The sequence below is a fragment of the Longimicrobium sp. genome (assembly GCF_036387355.1).
In the GTDB taxonomy this organism is placed as follows: domain Bacteria; phylum Gemmatimonadota; class Gemmatimonadetes; order Longimicrobiales; family Longimicrobiaceae; genus Longimicrobium.
On record NZ_DASVTX010000390.1, the window covers coordinates 1 to 20,844 of the forward strand.

General features: G+C 73.7%; 12 protein-coding genes. 11 read left to right on the forward strand and 1 reads right to left on the reverse strand.

Annotated elements, in window-relative coordinates:
- The 11 genes from VF665_RS16935 to VF665_RS16985 form a co-directional block, all read left to right on the forward strand.
- The coding region (locus VF665_RS16935; protein WP_331054627.1) for an NAD-glutamate dehydrogenase at positions 1–4,558 on the forward strand (4,558 nt) is incomplete at its 5' end.
- Positions 4,559–4,640: 82 nt separating this feature from the next.
- Entirely contained in the window at positions 4,641–6,680 is a 2,040-nt protein-coding gene (locus VF665_RS16940) for a putative bifunctional diguanylate cyclase/phosphodiesterase (protein ID WP_331054628.1), read from the forward strand.
- 373 nt (positions 6,681–7,053) lie between these two features.
- A complete protein-coding gene (locus VF665_RS16945; RefSeq protein ID WP_331054629.1) occupies positions 7,054–8,229 on the forward strand; it encodes a hypothetical protein in 1,176 nt (391 codons plus the stop codon).
- Positions 8,230–8,261: 32 nt separating this feature from the next.
- Positions 8,262–8,795, forward strand: a complete 534-nt coding sequence (locus tag VF665_RS16950) for a hypothetical protein (RefSeq protein WP_331054630.1) — start codon at positions 8,262–8,264, stop codon at positions 8,793–8,795.
- A gap of 2 nt (positions 8,796–8,797) precedes the next feature.
- The gene (locus tag VF665_RS16955) at positions 8,798–10,351 is read left to right on the forward strand and encodes a hypothetical protein (RefSeq protein WP_331054631.1); all 1,554 of its coding nucleotides are present in this window, start codon (positions 8,798–8,800) and stop codon (positions 10,349–10,351) included.
- The gene (locus tag VF665_RS16960; RefSeq protein WP_331054632.1) at positions 10,348–13,740 is read left to right on the forward strand and encodes a hypothetical protein; all 3,393 of its coding nucleotides are present in this window, start codon (positions 10,348–10,350) and stop codon (positions 13,738–13,740) included. The genes VF665_RS16955 and VF665_RS16960 overlap by 4 nt, the downstream gene beginning before the upstream one ends.
- The gene (locus tag VF665_RS16965; protein WP_331054633.1) at positions 13,737–14,462 is read left to right on the forward strand and encodes a hypothetical protein; all 726 of its coding nucleotides are present in this window, start codon (positions 13,737–13,739) and stop codon (positions 14,460–14,462) included. Before VF665_RS16960 ends, VF665_RS16965 begins: the two co-directional genes overlap by 4 nt.
- Positions 14,459–16,228, forward strand: a complete 1,770-nt coding sequence (locus tag VF665_RS16970) for a hypothetical protein (RefSeq protein WP_331054634.1) — start codon at positions 14,459–14,461, stop codon at positions 16,226–16,228. Before VF665_RS16965 ends, VF665_RS16970 begins: the two co-directional genes overlap by 4 nt.
- A 3-nt stretch (positions 16,229–16,231) precedes the next feature.
- Complete coding sequence (locus VF665_RS16975) at positions 16,232–16,906, forward strand: OmpA family protein (RefSeq protein ID WP_331054635.1); 675 nt, start codon at positions 16,232–16,234, stop codon at positions 16,904–16,906.
- Positions 16,903–19,065 (forward strand): hypothetical protein, encoded by a 2,163-nt coding sequence (locus VF665_RS16980; protein ID WP_331054636.1) that lies wholly within the window; start codon positions 16,903–16,905, stop codon positions 19,063–19,065. The genes VF665_RS16975 and VF665_RS16980 overlap by 4 nt, the downstream gene beginning before the upstream one ends.
- Positions 19,066–19,226: 161 nt before the next feature.
- A complete protein-coding gene (locus VF665_RS16985; protein ID WP_331054637.1) occupies positions 19,227–19,628 on the forward strand; it encodes a hypothetical protein in 402 nt (133 codons plus the stop codon).
- An 80-nt stretch (positions 19,629–19,708) separates the two neighbouring features.
- Here VF665_RS16985 and VF665_RS16990 read toward each other — a convergent pair whose 3' ends face one another.
- Positions 19,709–20,827, reverse strand: coding sequence for a tail fiber domain-containing protein (locus VF665_RS16990; protein ID WP_331054638.1), 1,119 nt, complete (start codon positions 20,825–20,827; stop codon positions 19,709–19,711).
- Positions 20,828–20,844 lie beyond the last annotated feature (17 nt).

Sequence of the window (20,844 nt, forward strand, 5' to 3'; positions counted from 1 at the left end):
GGGCGACCGCCCCTTCATCGTCGACACGGTGCGCGAGTACCTGGCGGGCCAGGGGCTCACCATTCAGCACTACGTGTACCCGGTCATTCCCGTGCGCCGCAACGCCGCGGGGGAGATCGTGGCGCTGGAGGGGCCGGAGCAGGGCGGCACGCTGGAGGCGCTTTCGCACTGCGAGGTGGGGCGCGTGCCCGACGCCGCGCGCCGCGACGCCATCCGCGCCGCCATCCGCGACCGGCTGGCCGACGTGGTGGAGGCCACCAGCGACTTTCCCCGCATGGTGGAGGCGCTGGAGGATACGGCTTCGCTCGTGGCGAGCTACTCGTCGGCGTTCCCGGACCGCGCCGAGGAGTTCGGCGAGCAGGCGGAGTTTCTGCGCTGGCTGGGCGACGGCAACTTCGTGTTCCTGGGCTTTCGCGAGTACGTGATGTCGGGCGACGGCGACGCGGCCGTGCTCGGCATCCGGGGCGATACGGGGCTGGGCATTCTGCGCAACCCGGAGCAGAGCAGCTACCACACCCCCATCCCCGTGGGGCAGCTGCCGCCGGAGCTGCGGGCGCGGGTCACGGGCGGCCCCGTGCTCATCGTCAGCAAGGCCAACGCGGAGTCCACGGTGCACCGCCGCGCGCGGATGGACTACGTGGGCGTCAAGACGCTGGACGGCGCCGGCCGCATTACCGGCGAGCGCCGCTTTCTGGGCCTGTTCACCTCGCAGGCGTACGGCGCGTCCACCGGCGAGATTCCGCTGCTGCGCGGCAAGCTGGAGCGCGTGCTGCGCGAATCCGGCTCCCTTCCCGGCGGGCACGACTACAAGGAGATCGTCAGCATCGTCAACACGATGCCCAAGGACGAGCTCTTCGAGGCCTCCGTGGAGCAGCTGCAGGCGCAGGTGCAGGCCGCCCTGGGCTCGCTGTTCACCGAAGAGGTGCGCGTCGTGGTGCGCGCCGACGAACTGCGCGACGAGGCGGCGGTGATGGTCATCCTCCCCCGCGGCAAGTTCAGCGCGGAGGTGCGCCAGTCCATCGGCGACCGCCTGGCCGAGCGGCTGGGCGGCACCGTCGTCAACTACTACCTGGCGATGGCGGCCGGCGACCAGGCGCGGCTGCACTTCTACATCGCCACCCCCGGCGGGCAGCCGCTGCCGGACGCGCGCACGCTGGAGCGCGAGATCGGCATTCTGCTGCGCTCGTGGGGCGACCGGCTGGAAGAGGCGCTGCGCGACGCGGTGGAGCCGGGCGAGGCGGGGCGGCTGGGGCGCGCCTACGGGGCGGCGTTCAGCGCGGAGTACCGCGCGGCCAACGCGCCCTCCGCCGCCATGCACGACGTGCTGCACGTGGAGGCCATGCGCGCCCGCGGGCAGGCGGTGGCGCTGCACCTGCGCCAGCCGCTGCCCGGCGAGGCGGCGCCGCAGGGCAGCTCGGTGCTCAAGCTGTACCTGGCGGGGGAGCGGCTGATCCTGTCGGACTTCATGCCGATTCTGGAAGACGCCCGCATCCGCGTGGTCGAGGTGGACACCTTTGCCGTGCGCGGCGCCGAGGTGCCCGAGGTCATGATCTACTCCTTCGCGGTGCAGACGCGCGAAGGCACGCCCATCCCCGACGCGCTGGCGCCCATCGTGGCCGAGGCGCTGCTGGCCGTGCGCGCCGGCGACGCGGTGGAAGACCCGTTCAACGGGCTGGTGCTGGCGGCCGGGCTGCGCTGGCGTGAGGCGGACCTGCTGCGCGGCTACGCCGAGTACGCCTTTCAGGTGGGCGCCATTCCCTCGCGCATTGCCGTGAGCCGCGCGCTGGCGGCGTACCCCGCCGTGGCTCGCGGGCTGGTGGAGCTGTTCGCCGCGCGCTTCCGCGCCCCCGGGGGTGACGAGGCCCCGGTGCGCGCCGCGTTGGCCGCGGAGCTGGAAAAGGTGAGCTCGCTGGCCGACGACCGCGCCCTGCGCCGCCTGCTGGCGCTCATCAGCGGCACCGTGCGCACCAACTACTACCGCGGCGGCGGGGCGGACCCCGTGGCCCGCAGTGGCGGCGTTCCCTACATCTCCTTCAAGATCCGCTCGGCGGACGTGGACGAGCTCAAGCGCACGCGGCTGCTGTACGAAATCTACGTGCACAGCGCGCGCATGGACGGCGTGCACCTGCGCGGCGCCCCCGTGTCGCGCGGCGGAATCCGCTGGAGCGACCGCCCCGACGACTTCCGCAAGGAGATCCTGGGGCTGGTGACCACGCAGATGATCAAGAACGCGGTCATCGTCCCCAACGGCAGCAAGGGCGGCTTCATTACCCGCAAGACGTTCGCGGACCGCGAGCGGATGGCGGCGGAGGCGGCGGACCAGTACCGCACCCTCATGCGCGGCATGCTGGACATCACCGACAACTTGGTGGACGGCAAGGTGGTGCCGCCGCCGGACGTGGTGCGGCACGACGGCGACGACCCGTACCTGGTGGTGGCGGCGGACAAGGGAACGGCGCACCTGTCCGACGTGGCCAACGGGGTGGCGGCGGAGTACGGCTTCTGGCTGGGCGACGCATTCGCCAGCGGCGGCAGCAACGGCTACGACCACAAGCGCGAGGGGATCACGGCGCGCGGCGGCTGGGAGTGCGTCAAGCGCCACTTCCGCGAGATGGGCAAGGACATTCAGAAGGAGCCCTTCACCGTCGCGGGGGTGGGCGACATGAGCGGCGACGTGTTCGGCAACGGAATGCTCCTTTCCGAGCAGATCCGGCTGATCGCCGCATTCGACCACCGGCACATCTTCATTGATCCGGACCCGGACCCGGCGGCCAGCTTCGCCGAGCGCCGGCGCATGTTCGACCTTCCGCGGAGCAGCTGGGACGACTACGACCGCTCCCTGCTTTCCCCCGGCGCCATCCTGGTTCCCCGCGGCACCAAGGAGGTGGGAATCACCCCCGAGGCGCGCCGCGCGCTGGGGCTGGGCGAGGAGGTGACGACGCTGGACGGCGAGTCGCTGATCCGCGCCGTGCTGACCGCGCCGGTGGAGCTGCTGTGGAACGGCGGCATCGGCACGTACGTAAAGGACGCGGACGAGACGCACGCCGACGTGGGCGACCCCACCAACGATCCGGTGCGGGTGAACGCCGGTGAACTGCGCTGCAAGGTGATCGGCGAGGGCGGCAACCTGGGCTTTACGCAGCGGGCGCGCGTGGCGTTCGACCGGGCGGGCGGCCGCATCAACACCGACGCGCTGGACAACTCCGCCGGCGTGGACATGTCGGATCACGAGGTGAACCTCAAGATCCTGCTGAACGCGGTGGTCACGGACGGCACGCTGAACCAGGAGCAGCGCAACGAGGTGCTGCGCGGCATGACCGACGAGGTGAGCACGCTGGTGCTGCACGACAACGTGAGCCAGTCGCTCGCGGTGTCGCTGGACGAGCGCCGCAGCCGCGAAGGGCTGGACGACTACGCCACCCTGATCACCACCCTGGAGCGCGACCGCCTGCTGAACCGCGACGCCGAGGGGGTGCCCACGGCGGAGACGCTCGCCGAGCGCCGCGCGGACGGGGCCGGCCTTTCGCGCCCCACGCTGGCCGTGCTGCTGGCCCACGCCAAGATGTTCGCCAAGGCGCAGCTGCTGGAAAGCGACGTGCCCGACGACGCGGCGATGGAGTCGTACCTGGTCAACTACTTTCCGCCGCAGGCGGTGCAGGTGGCCGGGCCGGAGCGGCTGCGCGCCCACCGCCTGCGCCGCGAGATCATCACCACCCAGCTGGTGAACGACCTGGTGGACCTGATGGGCTCCGCCTTTCTGCACCGGGCCATGCGCGACACGGGGTACGGCGTTCCCGACATCGTGCGGGCCTGGGTGGTGGCCAGCCGCGTTTCCGGCACGCCCGAGATCCGCGCGGACCTGGCGGCGGTGGAGGGCACCTATCCGTCGGAAACCATCTACCGCTGGCTGATGGGGCTGGCGCGGGTGCTGGAAAGCACCACGCTGTGGATTCTGGCCAACGTGGGCCCCGGCGCCGCCACGGACCAGCTGATCACGGACGCGCGCGGCGGGCTGTCGGTGCTGCGCGGCAGCTTTGCCCGCGTGGTGAGCGGCGAAGACCGCACCCTGTTCCTGAAGCGGCTGGGCGAGCTGCAGGACATGGGGGTGAACCGCACTCTGGCCGAGCGCCTCATCACCCTGCGCTTCCTCCCCCAGCTGCTGGAGATCGTGGAGGTGTCGCGGCGCGCGGGGACGGATGAGCTGCGGTCGGCCACGGCCTTCTACGCCGTCAGCGAGCGGTTCGCCACGGCGCGGCTGCGCGAGCTGGTGCGCGAGGCGGCCGGGCGCGACCCGTGGGAGCGGCGCTTTGCCCAGGCGCTCACGGACGACGTGCAGCGCGCCCAGCGCGACCTGGTGCAGGCGGTGCTGGCGCGCGGCGCGGACGGGCAGACGGCCCCGGCGCTGAACGCGGTGGAGGCCGCGCACCCGCGGGCAGCGCGCTCGCTGCGGGAGCTGCTGGCGGAGGTGCGCGGCGGCGGGTGCCCGCTGGCGGCGTACGGCCTGGTGGTGCACCAGCTTCGCGAGCTGGCCACCGCGGCGGCCCACCCCGGCTCCTGATCCACGAGCGCCCCGGCGTCCGCACCGACGGACGCCGGGGCGCACCCGTTCTCCCCTCCCCCGGGCTCCCGCCCACCCCGCCATGCCCGACATCACGCTCTTCGTCATCGTCGGCAACCTGGCCCAGGCCCTCGGCGCCCTGGTGCTGGGGCTGCTCCTGCTGGGCTTTCACCGCCACGACGAGCACGACGGCACCCGCCACTGGGCCTGGTCGTGGCTGGCGCTGATGCTGTACCTGGCGGCCAGCGCCGCGGCCCTCGCCACGCTGCGCACCTTTTCCGCCACACACCCTGTCCGCCTGGCGCTGACGATGACCAGCCTGGCGGGGGCGTACCTGCAGGTGGGGTGGCTGCTGGCGGGGAGCTGGGAGGTGAACCGCGGCCGCACGCTGCCGCCCCGCTGGCTGCGCGCCATCGTTCCCGTGGCGCTGGCGGCGGCGCTGGTGTGCACCCTGGCCTGGGTGACGCCGCGGGAGGCGTTCTCCGAGCGGCACTTCATGCGGGTGGGGGTACGCTCCGTCGTGCTGCTGTGCGCGCTGCTGGCGTCCGCGCGGCTCACCTGGCCCTCGGAGGGGGGCGAGCGGCGGGCCGGGCGGCGGATGGCGGCCACGGGGTTCGTCCTGTTTGCCGGGCAGCAGGCGGTGTACGCGGGGCTGGCGCTGGCCGGGCTGGCGGGCGCCGGGCAGGTGCCGTGGGCCGGGCTGCTGGGCACGGTGGACTTTCTGCTGCAGTGGGTCATCGGGCTGGGGATGGTGATGGTGCTGCTGGAGCAGCAGCGCGCCGGGGCCCTGCGCAGCGCCGCGGACGCGGAGCGGCTGGCCTTTCACGATCCGCTCACCGGCCTGCCCAACCGCCGCCTGCTGCGCGAGCGGCTGGGCGCGTCGCTGCATGCCGCGGGGAGCGGCGGGGGAAGCGTGGGGGTGGCGTTCGTAGACCTGGACCGCTTCAAGGTCATCAACGACTCGCTGGGCCACGCCGCGGGCGACGACCTGCTGCGGCAGACGGGGGCGCGCCTCCGGTCCGCCGTGCCGGAACGGGCCACGGTGTCGCGGATGGGGGGCGACGAGTTCGTCCTCGTTCTGCCCGGCGTGGCGGACGGGGCGGAGTCCGGCGCGGCCGTGCGCGAGGCGCTGGACGCGTTGCGGGCGCCCTTTCTGATCGGCGGGCACGAGCTGTTCGTCACCGCCTCGGCGGGGATCAGCGTGGGGCCGGCGGACGGGATGGACGCCGACGCGCTGCTGCGGCAGGCGGACCTGGCCATGTACCGCGCCAAGGCGGAGCGCAGCGCCGTGGCCTTCTACACGCCGGAAATGCAGCGGCAGGCGCGCGAGCGGCTGCGGACGGAAACGGAGCTGCGCCGCGCCCTGGCCGAGGACCAGCTGGTGCTGGCCTTTCAGCCGGTGGTGGAGGCGGCCACGGGGCGCGTGTGGGGGGTGGAGGCGCTGCTGCGCTGGCGCCACCCGGAGCGCGGGGTGCTGGCACCCGCCGAGTTCCTGGCCGTGGCCGAGGCGGCGGGGCTCATCGTCCCCATCGGCGCGTGGGTGCTGCGGACGGCGTGCGTGCAGGCGGCGCGCTGGAGGGCGGCCATGGGTGCGGCCGCGCCGCGGCTGATGGTGAATTTGAGCGCGCGGCAGTTCCTGGAGCCGGACCTGCCCGCCACCGTGTCCGCGGCCCTTGCGGACGCGGGGCTGCCGGCGGAGATGCTGGAGCTGGAGATTACGGAAAGCATGGCGATGCAGGACGTGGCCGCCACCGAGGCCGTGCTGCGCGTGCTCAACGACGCCGGGGTGCGCATCTCCATCGACGACTTCGGCACGGGGTACTCGTCGTTCGAGTACCTGCGCCGCTTTCCCATCGACACACTCAAAGTGGACCGGGGCTTCGTGGCGCAGGTGGAGGACGGCGGCGGCGACGCCGAGATCGTGGCCGCCATCGTGGCCATGGCGCACCGGCTGGGGTTGATGGTGGTGGGCGAAGGAGTGGAGACCGCGGGCCAGCTCGCGTTTCTGCGCGAGCAGGGGTGCGACGCGGTGCAGGGGTACCTGATCGCGCGGCCCATGTGCGCGGAGGAGATGGACGCGTTTCTCGCGCACCCGGTGCCCGGGGTGGCCGCGGCTTCCTGAACCGCAACGGCAGGTCGGGGCGGAGGGTGCGGGGGAAGTGCGTAGCACTGCGAAAGAACCGCGGAGGAGCGCGGGGGAACCGCGGGAGGGGGCTGCGGACGGAGAGCGGGGCGGGGGCGGAACAGCAGGGTGGATGGATTGCGAGGACGGCACCGCTTGGCGGGGCCGTCCTTTTTTTCGTCCGGATGGGAATTCGGAGCGGCGGGGCCGACTGACTCATGCAGACGGGTGATGGATGACGCCCGTCCCCTGCTTCCCTGGCCGTCTCACCCGCAGCCGTGGCTTTCCAATGCGTCGTTCCATCCGTGGGGCACCCTGCCTCCTCCTGCTCTGCACCACCGCCGCGTGCGGCCGGACGGCGGACAACGAACCGGTGGATCTCGCGCGTGCGCAGAAGCTCGCCGTGGCGGGCTCGGCGCCGGCGTGGCCCGCGGCGGAGGCGGGGCGGCCGGTGCTGCTGTACGTGGACCGCAGCGAAAGCATGCGCGGCTTTCTGGACCCCGACTACCCCACCCGCGTGGACACGGACTACCGCTCGGTGCTGGACGGCTTTGACGCGCGGCTGCACCCGTCGCGCGTGTTCGGCTTCGGCAACGGGGTGCGCGAGGCGGGGCAGGGGCTGGGCGTGCTGGGGAGCCGCGAGTTCTACGCGGACGGCAACACGCAGATGGAAGACGTGTTCGCGCTCATCCGCAACGACTCGGCGCTCGCGTCCACGCACGTCATCGTGGGCGACGGGCGGCGCGGCAGCCCCGACGCGGCCAACGGGCAGTACGTGGCGATGCGCCGCCTGGCAGAAGGGTGGATCGCGAGCGGTGGCACGCTGATGGTCGCCTCGTCCGCCGCGCCGTTCCGCCCGGTGAAGACGGACCCGTCCGGCTGCCGCGACGCCGCCGGCGAGGAGCGGCAGACCTGCCCGCTGTACGCCTTTGCCTTCGTGGCGCCGGGCGACCAGGGACGGGTGGCGGCGGCGCTCGGCGCCGTGTTCCAGAATCTCTACGCCGCGCCGCTTCCCGCCCTGCCCGGCGGCGCCGTCCGCTTCGCCGCCGCCAGCAGGCCCGGCCTGTCGATGGAGCCCGCGTGGGTGACGTCCGCGGACAGCATGCCCGTCGCGCGCGTGCGGGGCACGGCCAGCACCAACGAACCGCTCGCCGCGTCGCTGGTGCTGCGCGACACCGTCTCGCCGCTGGGCCGCGCGGCGCTCAAGGCCCTGCGCGGGCGGCGGATGATTGCCGCCATCGCCGTGCGCGCGCTGTCGGACGATCCACGGCCGCAGTGGCGCCCGTCGGCCGTCTCCGGCGCGCTGATGCGGCCCGGGCGGGATGCGTTCTCGTACGAGTTCCTTTCCCGCGGGGCCGGCACGCAGCGCTCGCTGTACCGGCTGCAGCTGCACCCCGCGGGCGAGCCGTCGTGGCTGGAGGCGTTCGACGCGGAAAGCGCCACGGACGCCCGGCGCACCTACGGCCTGGGCCGCCTGTTCGAGAGCTTTCGCGCCACCGATCCCCTGGCTGCCCCCGCCGCCGTGCGGGCCTACGCGGTCGTCAACTGATCCCTCCCCCCTCACCTCCCGAGACCGATCCCATGTGGCAATACGTGGTCTACCTGTGGGCCGTCCCGCCCGCCGACGTCCTGCTGGCGTGCCCGCTCCCGGCGCCCGGCGAAGCGCCGGATCCGTACGGCGTCTTTGACCCGTCCGCCGTGGCAGCCGCGTACCAGTGGGCGGTCGCCGCCTCGGTGCTGGTGGCGCTGGCCGCCGTGCTCGCCTGCTACCTGCTGGACCGCGAAAGCCTGAGCCGCGCCTTCGTGCGCCGCTGGTGGTCGTGGCTGGCGGGCACCGCGGTGGCGGGAGCGCTGGTGCCCCTGCTGATGCTGTACGTGGTGGTGCCCCAGCACGCGCTGGCGGGAACCTGCGACACCAACGCGGACGCCTTCGCCGCCACCTTTCCCCTCGCCCTGGCGCTGAACCGCGCGGCGGCGGGGATGGTGTGGACGGGGCTGGCGTTCGCCGCTTTTTCTCTCCTGCTCACCCGCGCCGCCGGATGGCATCCCGCCTCGGGCGGACTGTTCCACAACCGGGGGTGCCCGTGGCCCCGCGTGAACCCGTTTGGAGCCTGACCATGGGGACGGACCTGGTAACCTCCGGAATCCAGCAGCGCACGCTCACCTTTCTGGCGCTGGGCGGAAGCGGCGTGCGCAGCATTGAGCCGCTGCTGTACCTGTGCGCGTTCGGGCTGGGGCCGCGGCGGCTGCGGCTGGTGCTCATTGACCCCGACCAGAGCAACGCGGCGGTCAAGCGGTCGCGCGAGCTGATCGAGACGTATCGCGAAACCCGGCGCGCGCTGGCCGAACAGGGCGCGGCCGACGTGTACTTTCGCACGGAGGTCATTGACGGCGCGGGAAGCTCGCTCGTGTGGTCGCCCATCACCGACGACGAGGGGCTGGCCGACGCCCGCTTCAGCACGCGCGTGGACCGCACCCTCATGCGCGGCCGGGGCGCCGCGCTGGGCCACCTGTTCGACCTGCTGAACCCGGAGCGCATCCGAGGCATGGACCTGACGATGGGCTTTCGCGGCGTTCCCTCCATCGGCACGGTGTTCATGAACCGGCTGCGCGACGAGAGCTTCTTTGCGCAGATGCTGTCGCAGAGCCAGGCCGAGGCCGACGGGGTCTTCTTTGCCGTGGGCAGCATCTTCGGCGGAACGGGCTCGGCCGCCTTTCCCGTCATCGGGCGGGCGCTGGCGGACGGCATCAAGGCGCGCGACGGGGGAACCGACATCGCCGGCGTGCCGCCGCAGCGCATCGGCGGCGCCCTGTATCTGCCGTACTTCACCCTTCCCGCGCCGGAAACCCGCGACGCGCCGGACGGCGGGCCCCGGCCGGAAACGGTGCTGTTCGCCCAGAACGCGGCGGGCGCGCTCCCCACCTACCTGACCACCAGCACCGGATACGGCGCCCTGTACATGGTGGGCGACTCGGTGCCGCGCGAGCAGCTGCGCAACGAGGTGGGCGGGGAAAAGCAGGCCAACGACGCGCACTACGTGGAGCTGTTCGGCGCGCTGGCCGCGCTGGACTTCACCGCGCGCGGCGGCGAGGAGCCGTCCGCCCGCCTTCCCGTGGTGCGCGCCACCGCGGTGGACGGGCGCGACCCGGGATGGGCCGACCTTCCGCTGGACGAGGCGTCGCGCGGGCGTCTGGTGGGCGGCATGGTGGCGGCGCACACCTTTCTGACCGCGTTCCGCCCCGACGGGCGCGCCCATCCGGACCTGTCCGGCGTGCTGCGCGGGGTGACGTGGGCGGGGCTGCTCAAGCTCACGCCGGAAGAGCTGGCCGCGCGCACCCGGGCGCTGGACGGCATGGCCCGCGTGTTCGGCTCGGCGTGGGCGTGGCTGGCGGAGCTGCGCCGGTCCACCCCCGCGCTGGCGCTGGTGCCCGCCAGCAACGGCCGCCCCACGGAGGTGCGGCCGGACGAGCTGATCGAGGGACGCGCCGCCGCCGGGCGCGAGCGGCGGGCGCGCCACACCGCCCCGGTGGTCTTTCGCTACTGGAACGAGGCGGCCTACGCCCACCGCGGCCGCGGGTTTCCGGGATTCATGGAGGTGATGCGCGAAGGGAGCGAGCGCTACGCCCGCGCCGCGTTCGCCGAAAACGTCACGCTCAAGGGGGCCGCATGAGCCGCAACCTGCTTCCGCGCTTTCGCCAGAAGCCCAACCCGGCCAACATCGAGGCGCTGCCGCCGGGGCGCTGGACCCCGCTGCAGAACCCGGTGGAACTGTCCAAGCTGGAGCTTCCGGACGAGAACGCCACCGAGCTGCGCACCCGCATTCAGTCCATCCCCAGCCCCTGGGCGCGGCTGCACCTGTTCCGCAACGCGCTGGAAGACCCGCAGCACCCCGCCCACCGGCTGGTGCAGAACGAGTGGCTGGACACATTGGAGTTCGTGTGGTCGCAGGGGGCCGCGCGCGGCGCGCACGTCACGCACGAGCGCGTGCGCATGGACGAGCTGCGCTCGCTGGCGCGCGACACCGGCTCCGTGCGGGTGGAGGACTTCGCCGACGCGCTGGTGGAGCTGGCGCCCCGGCGCACCGAGGGCGGCGCGTCGCGCAGCGCCGTGCCCGTGGTTTCGCTGCTGCTGGTGAACGGGGCGCCGGTGGCGGCCTCATCGCCCTGGACGGTGCTGTTCACGGCGGAAGACGCCACCCGCGAGGAAACGCGCGGCTTCTTTCGCTACGCCTCCGGGGCGGAGCACCGCCCGCTGGCCCGGCGCCCGTTCCGCTTTCAGCGCTACGTGGCGCAGGTGCTCCTTCCCCAGCTGGAAGGCGAGCCGCCCGGCGGGGGCGACGAGTACGTGAGCTGGAACACGGTGCAGACCTGCGTGACCCGCTGGCTGCGCGACGAGCTGCGCGAGTGCCGCGCGGGGCGGGGCGACCGCGTGCGCGACCAGCTTTCCCCCTCGCCCGACGCGGGCGGCTGGCGCACGGCGGCCGCGGCCATGCACCTGGAACCGGTGGGCACCTTTGGCGGGCTGGTGCTGTTCAGCCGCACCGGCACCGAGCTGGACGAGAGCCGGTGGCGGCTGCGCACCCGCGGCGGCGCGGGGCCCGCGCCCATCGTGGTGGACCCGGCCAGCTTTGACGGGCGGTTCTACGAGGGCGCGCAGCCGGTGAAGCTCCCCGCCGACCTGGCCCGGCTGGACCGCGGCGTGCTCCCCGGCGTGGACGTGCACCACCCCTGGGTGCACCCGCAGACCGACTGGCTGACCGACCAGATCTTTCTGCTGGGCGAGCCGCTGCGCCGCGAGGCCGTGCGCGGGCTGGCGGGCTACCGCGTGCAGGCGCAGGGCGACCCGCGCTTTTCGCAGCCGCGCCTGGCGCTGCCGCTGCGCAGCGAGTTCTTTCGCTGGTTCGCGCCGGACGAGGTGGACCGGCTGCTCACCATCGAGGTGCTCGGCAACGGCTCCGTGGCCGTGGCGCTCACCGTTCCCGTGGGGAGCGACGACGATCCCGGCGAGGTGGTGGTGCGGCGCGTGTACCCCGACACGCACGTGCTCAAGCAGTACGGGCCGGAACTGACGGTGTGGCCCGCCTTTGCGCACCCCGCCTGGGGCGAGTACACCGTGTTTCGCACGGACCGCGAGCAGTTCGTGGCCGAGAACGTGGAGCTGCGCGCCTTTCGCGGCGGGCAGCCGGTGGCGGCCGCCGGCGAGGGGCGCCGCACCCCGCTGGTGCGCACGGCCGCGTTCGGCGCCGTGCCCGAGATCCTGGAGTTCCGCAGCACGGCGCGCGGCTCCGGCGACCGGGCGGAGCCGCTGGGCGTGGTGCTTCCCCTGCTGCCCGCCGCGCGCGACCCGCACGAGACGCGCTGGGCCGTGGGGGTGGACTTCGGCACCAGCAACACCATCGTGAGCGTGCGGCAGAACGAGGACGCCGCCGCCGACGTCTTTTCCGCGGACGGGCTGGTGCTGGCGCTCACGCAGGAGGGGGCGGAAACGCGGGAGTTCCTGGCCGGCTACTTCTTTCCCCCCGCGGTGGCGGCGGAGCCGTTCGGCACGGCGGTGGTGCACCTGGCCGGGCTGCCGCACCTGGACCTGGCCCGCGAGCCCACGGCGGTGCGCGTCAACGTTCCCTTCAGCGGAATGGTGCGCAACGACGGGCAGACCAACCGGGTGACGGGCGACCTGAAGTGGTCGCCCGAGCGCGAAGCGTACTTTCTCTCCGCCGCCTTTCTGCGCCACGTGGTGGCCACGGTGGCGGCGGAGGCCCTGCGCGCGGGAGTGCGGCCCGAGAACGTGTCCGTCTTCTTTTCCTGGCCGCGCTCCTTCAGCGAAGACCAGGTGCGCAGCCTGGAGGGGCAGTGGCGCGACGTGCACGCCACGCTGGCCGCGCGGGGGCTGGGCGGGGTGACCATCCAGCGCGGGCTGGACGAAAGCCGCAGCGTGCTGCGCCACTTCTTCAACGCGGCGGGGCTGGGCACGCTGGGCGCGGGGAGCGTGGTGCTGGACGTGGGCGGCGGCACCACGGACCTGGCCGCGTACGGCGACGGGCGCACCCTGCTGCTGGACTCGGTGCTGCTGGGCGGCAAGAACCTCACGGGGCCGCGCCAGCAGGGCGCCGGGCGCGACGAGCTTACGAATCCGTTCGTGGAGGCGTTTGTCCGCTGGGCGCACGGCAACGACCTGCCCCCCGTGCACCGCGCGGTGCTGGACAAGTACCTGGCGGACCGGCAGATCCACCTGGCCTTCACCTACCTGGTGCGCACCCCGTGGTTCGCCTCCGGCCAGGCGTCGCGCTTCTGGGCCACGCCGGAGTTCCGCGCGTTCCAGGCGATGGTCTTCTACTTCTTCGCCGCGCTCTTTCACTACACGGGGCTGGCGTTCCGCGCGCTCCCGCCGGTGCCGGGCACGGAGGGGCCGCGGCTGCCCGACTCGGTGACGCTGGCCGGCAACGGCAGCCAGTACCTGCACTGGCTCACCAACCTGCAGCCGGGGCAGGCGGGCGACGCGTACCGCCACGCCCTGTCCGCCATCCTGCGCGACGCGGCGGGGGCGCCGGAGGGCCCGCCCATCCGCATCGAGGTCACGCAGAAGCCCAAGGAAGAGGTGGCGCGCGGGCTGGTGGCGCCCGTGGTGAACGCCGCCCTGTCGCTGGACCCGGTGGCGTCCGGCCCCGTGGTGGGCGAACGGCTTGCCGTGCAGCTGCGCAACGAGGGGGAAGTGCGCGAGCTGGGGCCGGATTCACGGCTGGGGATGGCGGAAAGGTTCAGCCCCGAGCGGCTGGGCACGCTGCGCTGGCTGGACGGGGAAATGGAGGGGGAGCGCTTTCACGCCTCGCTGCTGCGCGCGGCGGAGTCGCTGATTCCGCAGGGCGGCACCTGGGCGGGGCTGCCGGACCGCTACCGCACCGTGTTTTCCGGGCTGGGCCGCGCCGGGCTGCGCTCCGCCACCGCGCAGAAGCTGGAGTACGTGGTGAACCAGTCCGGCGGATACCGCGGCTCGGTGTTCATCCTGGAAGCCACGGTGGTGCTGGAGCGGATGGTGGACCACCTGTTCGGGAGCCGCCCATGAGCCGCGTGATGGACTACGCGCCGTGGATCGCGGCCGCCCTGGCCGGCGCGATCGCCCTCTGGGTGGTCCCCCGCCGGCGCCCGCGCCGCGGGGAAGATGAAGGGGGGCACTCGTCCCTCTCCGCGGACCGGGACGGGGACTACCGGCTGCTGAACCAGGCGCTGGCGGAAGTCCGCCGCGCGGCGGAGCAGCAGGCGCTGCAGATGCAGGCGATGCGCACATCCCTGTCGGTGGACATCGACCGGCTGGAGGGAAAGATCGACGAGATCTCCCGCGACCGCTCCACCCCGTGGTCCGGCGGATGGACGGCGGAGGCGCGGACGGTTCCCTCGTCCGCATCCGCCGGGAACGCCGCGCCCGCCTGGCTGGAGGAGGCCGGCCGCTACGGCGCCGAAAGCCTGCGCCCCTCGTCCGCCGAGCCCGCGTGGGCGCCCGGGTCCGCCGACACGCCGGTGGAAATCCGCGACGGCGTGCTGGTGGCCAGCCGCTCGCTGCCGCCCGCCGCCTACGCCGTGGCGGACGGCGGCGGGCGGGCGCGCGTCTACCTGAACCCCGACGCCGCGCTGAACGAGTTCGCCCTCCCCAAGTGGCAGGCGTTCTTTGACCTGGATGGCGAAAAGGCGTACGCCTGCTACCGCACCCGCCGCCCCGCCGAGGTGCGCTGGGACGATGCGGCGGCCCGCGGCGAGCTGGTGAGCAGGGGACAGGCGGAGTCGATATGACGATGACGGACACGGCGGAGCCGGTGCCGGCGGAGGTGGATCCGGCGCCCGCTCCGCCCGCGGCCCCGATGCGGCTGCGGATGATCACCCCGCCCGTGCGCGGCGACGTCCCCGCGCGGCGCTACCTGGCGGCCGGTGCGGCGTTCTATCTGGTGTTCGCCATCCTCTTTCTCGCCGGCCTGCTTTCCGGCCGGGCCGACCGGGTGATGGCGCTGCGCGAGCTGGTGGGGCTGGGGGCGCACCCCAACCCCGTCATCACCATCCTGATCGCCGCGGGGGTGGGGCTCACCCTGTACGCCGCGTGGACGGTGTGGGTTGATGCGCGTTCCATCGGCCGGGAAGAGAACGACGTGGACTGGGTGCTCACGCACGAGCGCGCCGGCATCATGCTCGTGTTCGCGGACCCGGCGGAGCGCGAGGCGCGGCTGCGCCGGGGCGAGGCCACGCTGCGCCCCGGCGAGGTGCCGCACGTGGAAACGCTGGTGGACGACCGCGTGCGGCGGGTGCACCAGGCGCAGCTGGACGGCGGCAGCACGCACACGCCGGTGGACGAGCTTCGCGGCATCGCCGAAACGCGCACCATGCGCTACGGTCACGTGGCGCGCTTTGCCGCCTCGCTGCTCATGCTGCTGGCCGTGCTGGGCACCTTTGCCGGGGTCAAGACGGCGCTCCCCAGCCTGATCGACGCCATCTCGGGCGCGGGGGGCACGGGCGGCGCCCACGCCGGCAGCCTGGTGGAGCCGCTGCGCGCCGTGGCCGACGCCTTCGGCGGCAACGCGCTGGCCCTGGTGGGCGCCATCTCGGTGGGGCTCATGGCGCAGGGGCTTTCCGTGGGCCGCCGCCACCTGCTGGAGCGGCTGGAGCTGGCCTCGGCGGAGTACATCTACGACATGCGGCGCGCCCAGTCGGCGGACCCGCTCATCGCCGCCGTGAGCACCCTGTCCGGCGCGGCCAGCGCCGTGCGCGACGCGAGCGGGTCGTTCATGGGGCTCGAAGGGTCGCTGCAGGGGCTGGCGCAGTCGTTCCGCGACGGGTTCGACACGCTGAACGACCAGCTTGCCGACCTCATGCGCCAGCAGGACGAGGCGCTGCACCGGCGCACCTCGCAGGCACTGGAGGAACTGCAGTCGCGCGTCGTCGCCATGGCCGGCGTGGTGGAGGCCAACACCCGCCAGTACGCCGGCCTGGTGGACCGGGTGGGGGAGCGCGCCGCCGAGTCGCGCGAAGCCGTGCGGCAGATGCAGGCCGCTGCCGAGGGGCTGGGCAGGGCGTACGACTCCATCCTGCGCACGGGGAGCGCGTCGGAAAAGGCGGCCGACACCATCGCCGCGGGAATGACGGCGCTGGTGGAGGGAACCGTGCGCGTGGAGGAGCGGATGGCGGCGCTCGCCGACTCGGTGCAGCGGTCCGTTCCCGCCATCCACGAGGTGGAAGCCGCCGTCCGCGCCGCCGCGGGCCGTGTGGAAGAGGTGGACGCCCGCGCCGCGCGGCAGTGGGCGGACACCGCCGCCGAGGTGCGCGAGCAGTTCCAGGCGCTCGCCCGCACCTCGTCCGGCGCGCCGGGGCAGGCGGACGGGTTCCAGGGCGGGGGCGGGCTGTCGCCGGACGCGGTCACCCTGCTGCGCCGCATCGCCGCGGCGGCGGAGGCGCCGCGCGGCCCGTCGGCGGCGCTGATCGGCGGGAGCGCCATGGCGGGGGTGCTGGGCGCGGCGGCCGTCGTGTACCTGGTCACGCACCTGGGCGGCTGGGCCGCCGGGCTCCTCTGACCGATGGCGTCCATGCACTCCGAAGCCGACGAGGGGCCCGGGCCCTGGCCCGCCTTCGCGGACCTGCTCGGCGCCACCACGCTGCTCTTTCTGATCCTCTTTGCCGCCGTGGCCATTCCCGCCCTGAAGCGCTCCGGCGAGGCGGACGCGCGCGAAAGCAGCCTGAACGCCATCGAACACCGGCTGCGGCAGGCGGGGACCCGTGATGGTGTGCGCGTGCTGCGCGTAGGCGACTACCTGCTGGTGCGCATCGAAGGCGATGCCACCTTTCCCACGGACCGCTACGAGCTGGGCCAGCTCAAGCCGGAGGGGAAGCGCATCCTGAAGGCGTTCGGTGCGTTTCTGCGCAGCGACAGCGTGCTGCGCGAGATCGACCAGATCCAGGTAGTGGGGCACACCAGCCGCGAGGGGACGGAGGAGCGCAACTGGATCCTGTCTTCCTCCCGCGCCGCCACCGTGGCGCTCTTTCTGATCGACAGTGCGCGCATCGAGCCGTGCAAGGTTTCCGCGCTGGGACGCAGCCGGTACTACCCGGTGGACCCCGCCGCGGCCCGTGCCTCCGCCCGCGTGGACCAGCAGGACCGGCGCATTGAACTCGAGATTCGCCCCGTGCTCCCCACCGACACCGTGCAGAAGGCGCGTCGCGCAAGCTGCGTGGGCCCCAGGGCGGGCGCATGACGGCTCGGTCCGCCACGCCGCTGGCCGACTCGGCCCTGCGGAACCCGGTGGGGATTCCGCCGGGGCTGGACCGCATGCTCCGCACGGTGGAGCAGGGCGCCCGCCGCCTTCGGTCGCGCCTGGCCCCGCTGGCGGAACGGGACGACGCCCTCCCCTCCCTGCGTGCGGCGGCGGAGGAGGCGCGCTTGTTTCTGGAGGATGAACTGCGCAGCCCGCTGCACCGGGCGCTGCGCCGCCCCCTGCGCCAGATCGCGCCCGGCACCCCCGGCGCCTCGGTGCTGCAGCAGGCGTTCGAGGGGATGCGGGCACGGGCGGAGCGCGCGGCGGAGCTGCAGGAAGCGGTGGCCGTCCTGCGCGCGGGCGTGCGGCGCCTGAACGACCGCCATGCCCCCGTGCTCCCCCGTGCCACCCGCGTGGCGCTCGCCGCCGCGCGCGTGGGCGAGGAGGACGTGGCGCGCCTGCGCCGGGCGGCGGACGTGCAGCCGCTGCAGCGGCGCCTGGCGGAGGCGGGGCGCGAACTGGACCGGCTGGCCGCCCACCTTCCCGCCGGCACGGCCTTTCGCCGCGGCGCTGCGTGGGACGAGGAGGTGGCGCCGGAGGAACTGGTGGCCTGCATGGAGCTTCGGCTGCGGGAGCGCGGGCGGGTGGCGCAGGAGCGGGCGGGCGCGGGGCCGGCGCGCCCCGTGACCGTGCGCCTGGTGCGCGAGCTTGCCGCCGCGGCGGCCACGCCCCGCGCGCCGTCGGACCCGCAGCTGTGCGCGCAGGAGGCCGCGCGCATGCTCGTGGCGGGCGAGGCGGACGCGCGCGGGGGCGAGGACCTGGCGCTCTGGGACGGGCTGGTGGGTTGGGCCAGCGGGGCGGTGTACGCCCCCGCGCAGGCCTCCGCCTGGGCGCCGGTCCTTCCCGCGCCCGGCGTGCAGCCGGACGGGGACGCGGGCGCGACCCGATTCGTCGTCCCTATCGACGAGAGCTACGCGCTCATCACCCCGCACCTGCGCAGCGGCGTGCGCGTGCGCGACCGGCGGGTGGTGCTGGACGCCACGGTGGACTGCGCCGCCTTTTCCCCGCCGGACGAGGCAGAAACGCTGGGGCTCGCCGCGCTGGACATCGCCCCGCTGTTCGACGGGCTGGACGCGCAGCCCCGGTGGTACTCCACGCAGCGCAACACCCAGCTTCTCGTCGTTGCGGAAACGGAGCGCGGCTTTCTGGCCCGCGTCACGCGGCGGGGAACGCTGCAGCGCAGCCGCACGCCGGCGTGGAACCCGGAGCCGGGGGAGCGCGCCCGGCTGCGGGTGCTGGGCAGCCTGGGCGATTCCGTGCGGCCAGACGTCATCGACGTGGGCCCGGGCGACGGCAGCGCGCGCACCTTCGCCGGGCTGCAGACCACGCCGGTGGACCTCCCGTTCATCGACGCGCCGACCGCGTGGCTGCGGAGCGCCGTGCCGGCGCACGCGCGGAACGCGGTCGACGAGGAAGCGCACTTCTTTCGCACCGTGGCGCTCCGGGTGCCGTACACGGTTCCGCGCTGGATCGGGCGGGGGCGGTGCGCCAGCCGATCGCTGCAGGGTGCGCTGTACGTTAAGCCGTTTGGGCTGCGCGCCGCGGACAGCCCGCCACTTCAGCGGTGGCTGGCCGCGCGCAACAGCGTAGCGCTGCTGGCGGCGGCCGCTCGGCTCTGGCTGCGGCTGCACGACGCGGGGTGCGCCCTGGGCGTGTATCACGTGGACCATCTGGTGTTCCGGCCGGACTGGAGCACGCCCGGCGAGCGCCCGCGGCTGCTGGCCGTGGTGGCGGAAGCGCCGTTCGGCACGCAGCTGGGCCGGCCCCACCGCCGCCCGCCGCCGGACGCGGGGTACGTGCCCCTGTACGCCGGGCTGGGCGTGCGCGTGCTTCCCCCCGGCGTGGCGGCGGGGCAGGCCGCCTCGCCGGAAACGGAGGCGCGCGCCTTTGCCCTGTTCGCGCTGGATGCGCTGGCCCACGCTCCCCTTCCGCTGTCCAACCCGTTCGCGGCGGAAGACCTGAGTGCCGCCGTGCCCGGGTACGCGCAGCACTTCACCCAGCCCGATCTGGCGGCCTCGCTGGGCGCGGCGCTCTCGTCACCGGATGCGCCCGGGCTGGTGATCGAGTGGATCCGGGCTCTGGCTGCCTCACGAGGATGAGAAACGGCCGGTCCACGCGGAGGACGCGGGGGTGGTGGGGGATCGCGACGAAACTGCGGAAGCACTGCGGAGGATCGCGGGGGACGTCGTGCTCTTGATGGGGCGGAGCCCGGAGCGCAGAATGTCTGTTCCGCGATCAGCCCCCGTTCCGCATCGAGCCGATGAACAGCCGCGCCTCAGACACCATCATCTCCATCCGCCCGAAGCTCCTGGCCTGCCTCTTGGGGGGGCTGCTCGCCGCGTGCGGAGACAAGCCCGCGGGGGAGGGCGGCGCGCCCGCGGCCGCGAGGGTGGACACGGCCGGGTTCTTTGACCAGGACCTGGGGCAGGCGGAGCGGGATTCCGCCCGCGCCGACACCGCCGTGCGCGCCAGGGCGGCGGAAACGCTGCGCAAGGCCCGCGCGGACGCCGGCCTCTCGCCCGACGACCACGGCCCCGCCGCGGCGCCGGCCGCCGTCTCCGCGGATTCAGGGAACGCGTACCGGCTCTGCATGGAAAAAGTCGCCGCCGCGCCCCCCGACGCGCAGGCGCGCCTTCGCGAGGCATGCGAGCGCAGCCGGTAGCGGGAGACAGGAACGAAAAACGAGCCCGGCGCGGATGCATCCGCGCCGGGCTCGTCTCATGTGTCGCCGGGGGAGGGCCGTTACGGCTTGGGCGCGGCGAGCGCCTGCTCGATGCGGGCCAGGCGCTCCTCCAGCGCGGCGCGGGCTGCGCGCTCCGTATCCAGCGCCGCGCGCAGGGTGCGGATCTCCTCGGCCTGGTCCAGCGCCTTCTGGTCCAGCGCGCGGATGGCGGCGAAGTTCACGCCGTCGATGTCCTGGTGCCCGATCCCCTTGGGGTCGTTCCCCAGCCCGAAGGCGGCGTTGAAGTCCTCCGCGAACGGCCCCATGTGCCGCACGTTGCCTTCCTCGCCGATGTAGCTCCAGGTGTTCACCGGCACCGTGCGCATGCGCGTCAGCAGGTCTTCGCCGTTCACCTCGGCAAAGTTGCGCTTGAAGGTGCGGCTGCTGGAGCAGGTCATGGTGCCCGTGCCCGCCGCGATGTTGCAGCCCGTGGTAAGCGTGGCGTTGGTGCGGAAGCGGAACCCGCCCGAGGCGCGCGCCAGGAACTCGTAGTTGGCCGCGGCCTCCGCCGAGTCGGTGGTGCTGGCGTCGGCCCACACGAACGCGCCGATGCGGCCGTTGGTGCTCGCGCGGTACCCGAGCGCCACGGAATAGTCGGCGTCAGCGGTGGTACGATAGCCCAGGGAGATGGCACCAATACCGGCCGCGTTGGCCGTAAAGCCCACCGCGTGGCCGTACGAGGCGGAGCAGCGGTTGTCGTCGCCCGCCACGAAGCAGTACTGGCCGGTCACGTCGGCGTCGGAGCCAAAGGCGACGGAGTAGTTGCCGGTTACGCTGACGTCCTCACCCATCGCCATGCTGGCGTAGCCCTTTCCGGTGGTGCGGTTGCCGCCCGCCCAGCTGAAGAACCCCACGTTGGCGAAGTCCCAGTAGGTGCCCGCGCCGCCGTCGTCGGTGCTCCCCGCGCGGAACGCGGCAAAGTAGGGCATCCACATCATGCGGTACCCGGGCCCCGTGGCGGGCATGATGCCGATGCCCAGCGTGCCCAGCGCCACCACGGCGCCGGCGCTGTCCACCCGGAACCGGTCGCCCAGGGGAGAGCCCGAGCGGGCGCGGATCAGGATGTCGGACTGCGCCGCCGCGGGCTGCGCGAACGCGGCGAGGGCCAGGAGCGAGGCAAAGATGGCGGAGCGCTTCATGAGCGGGTTCCTCTGGG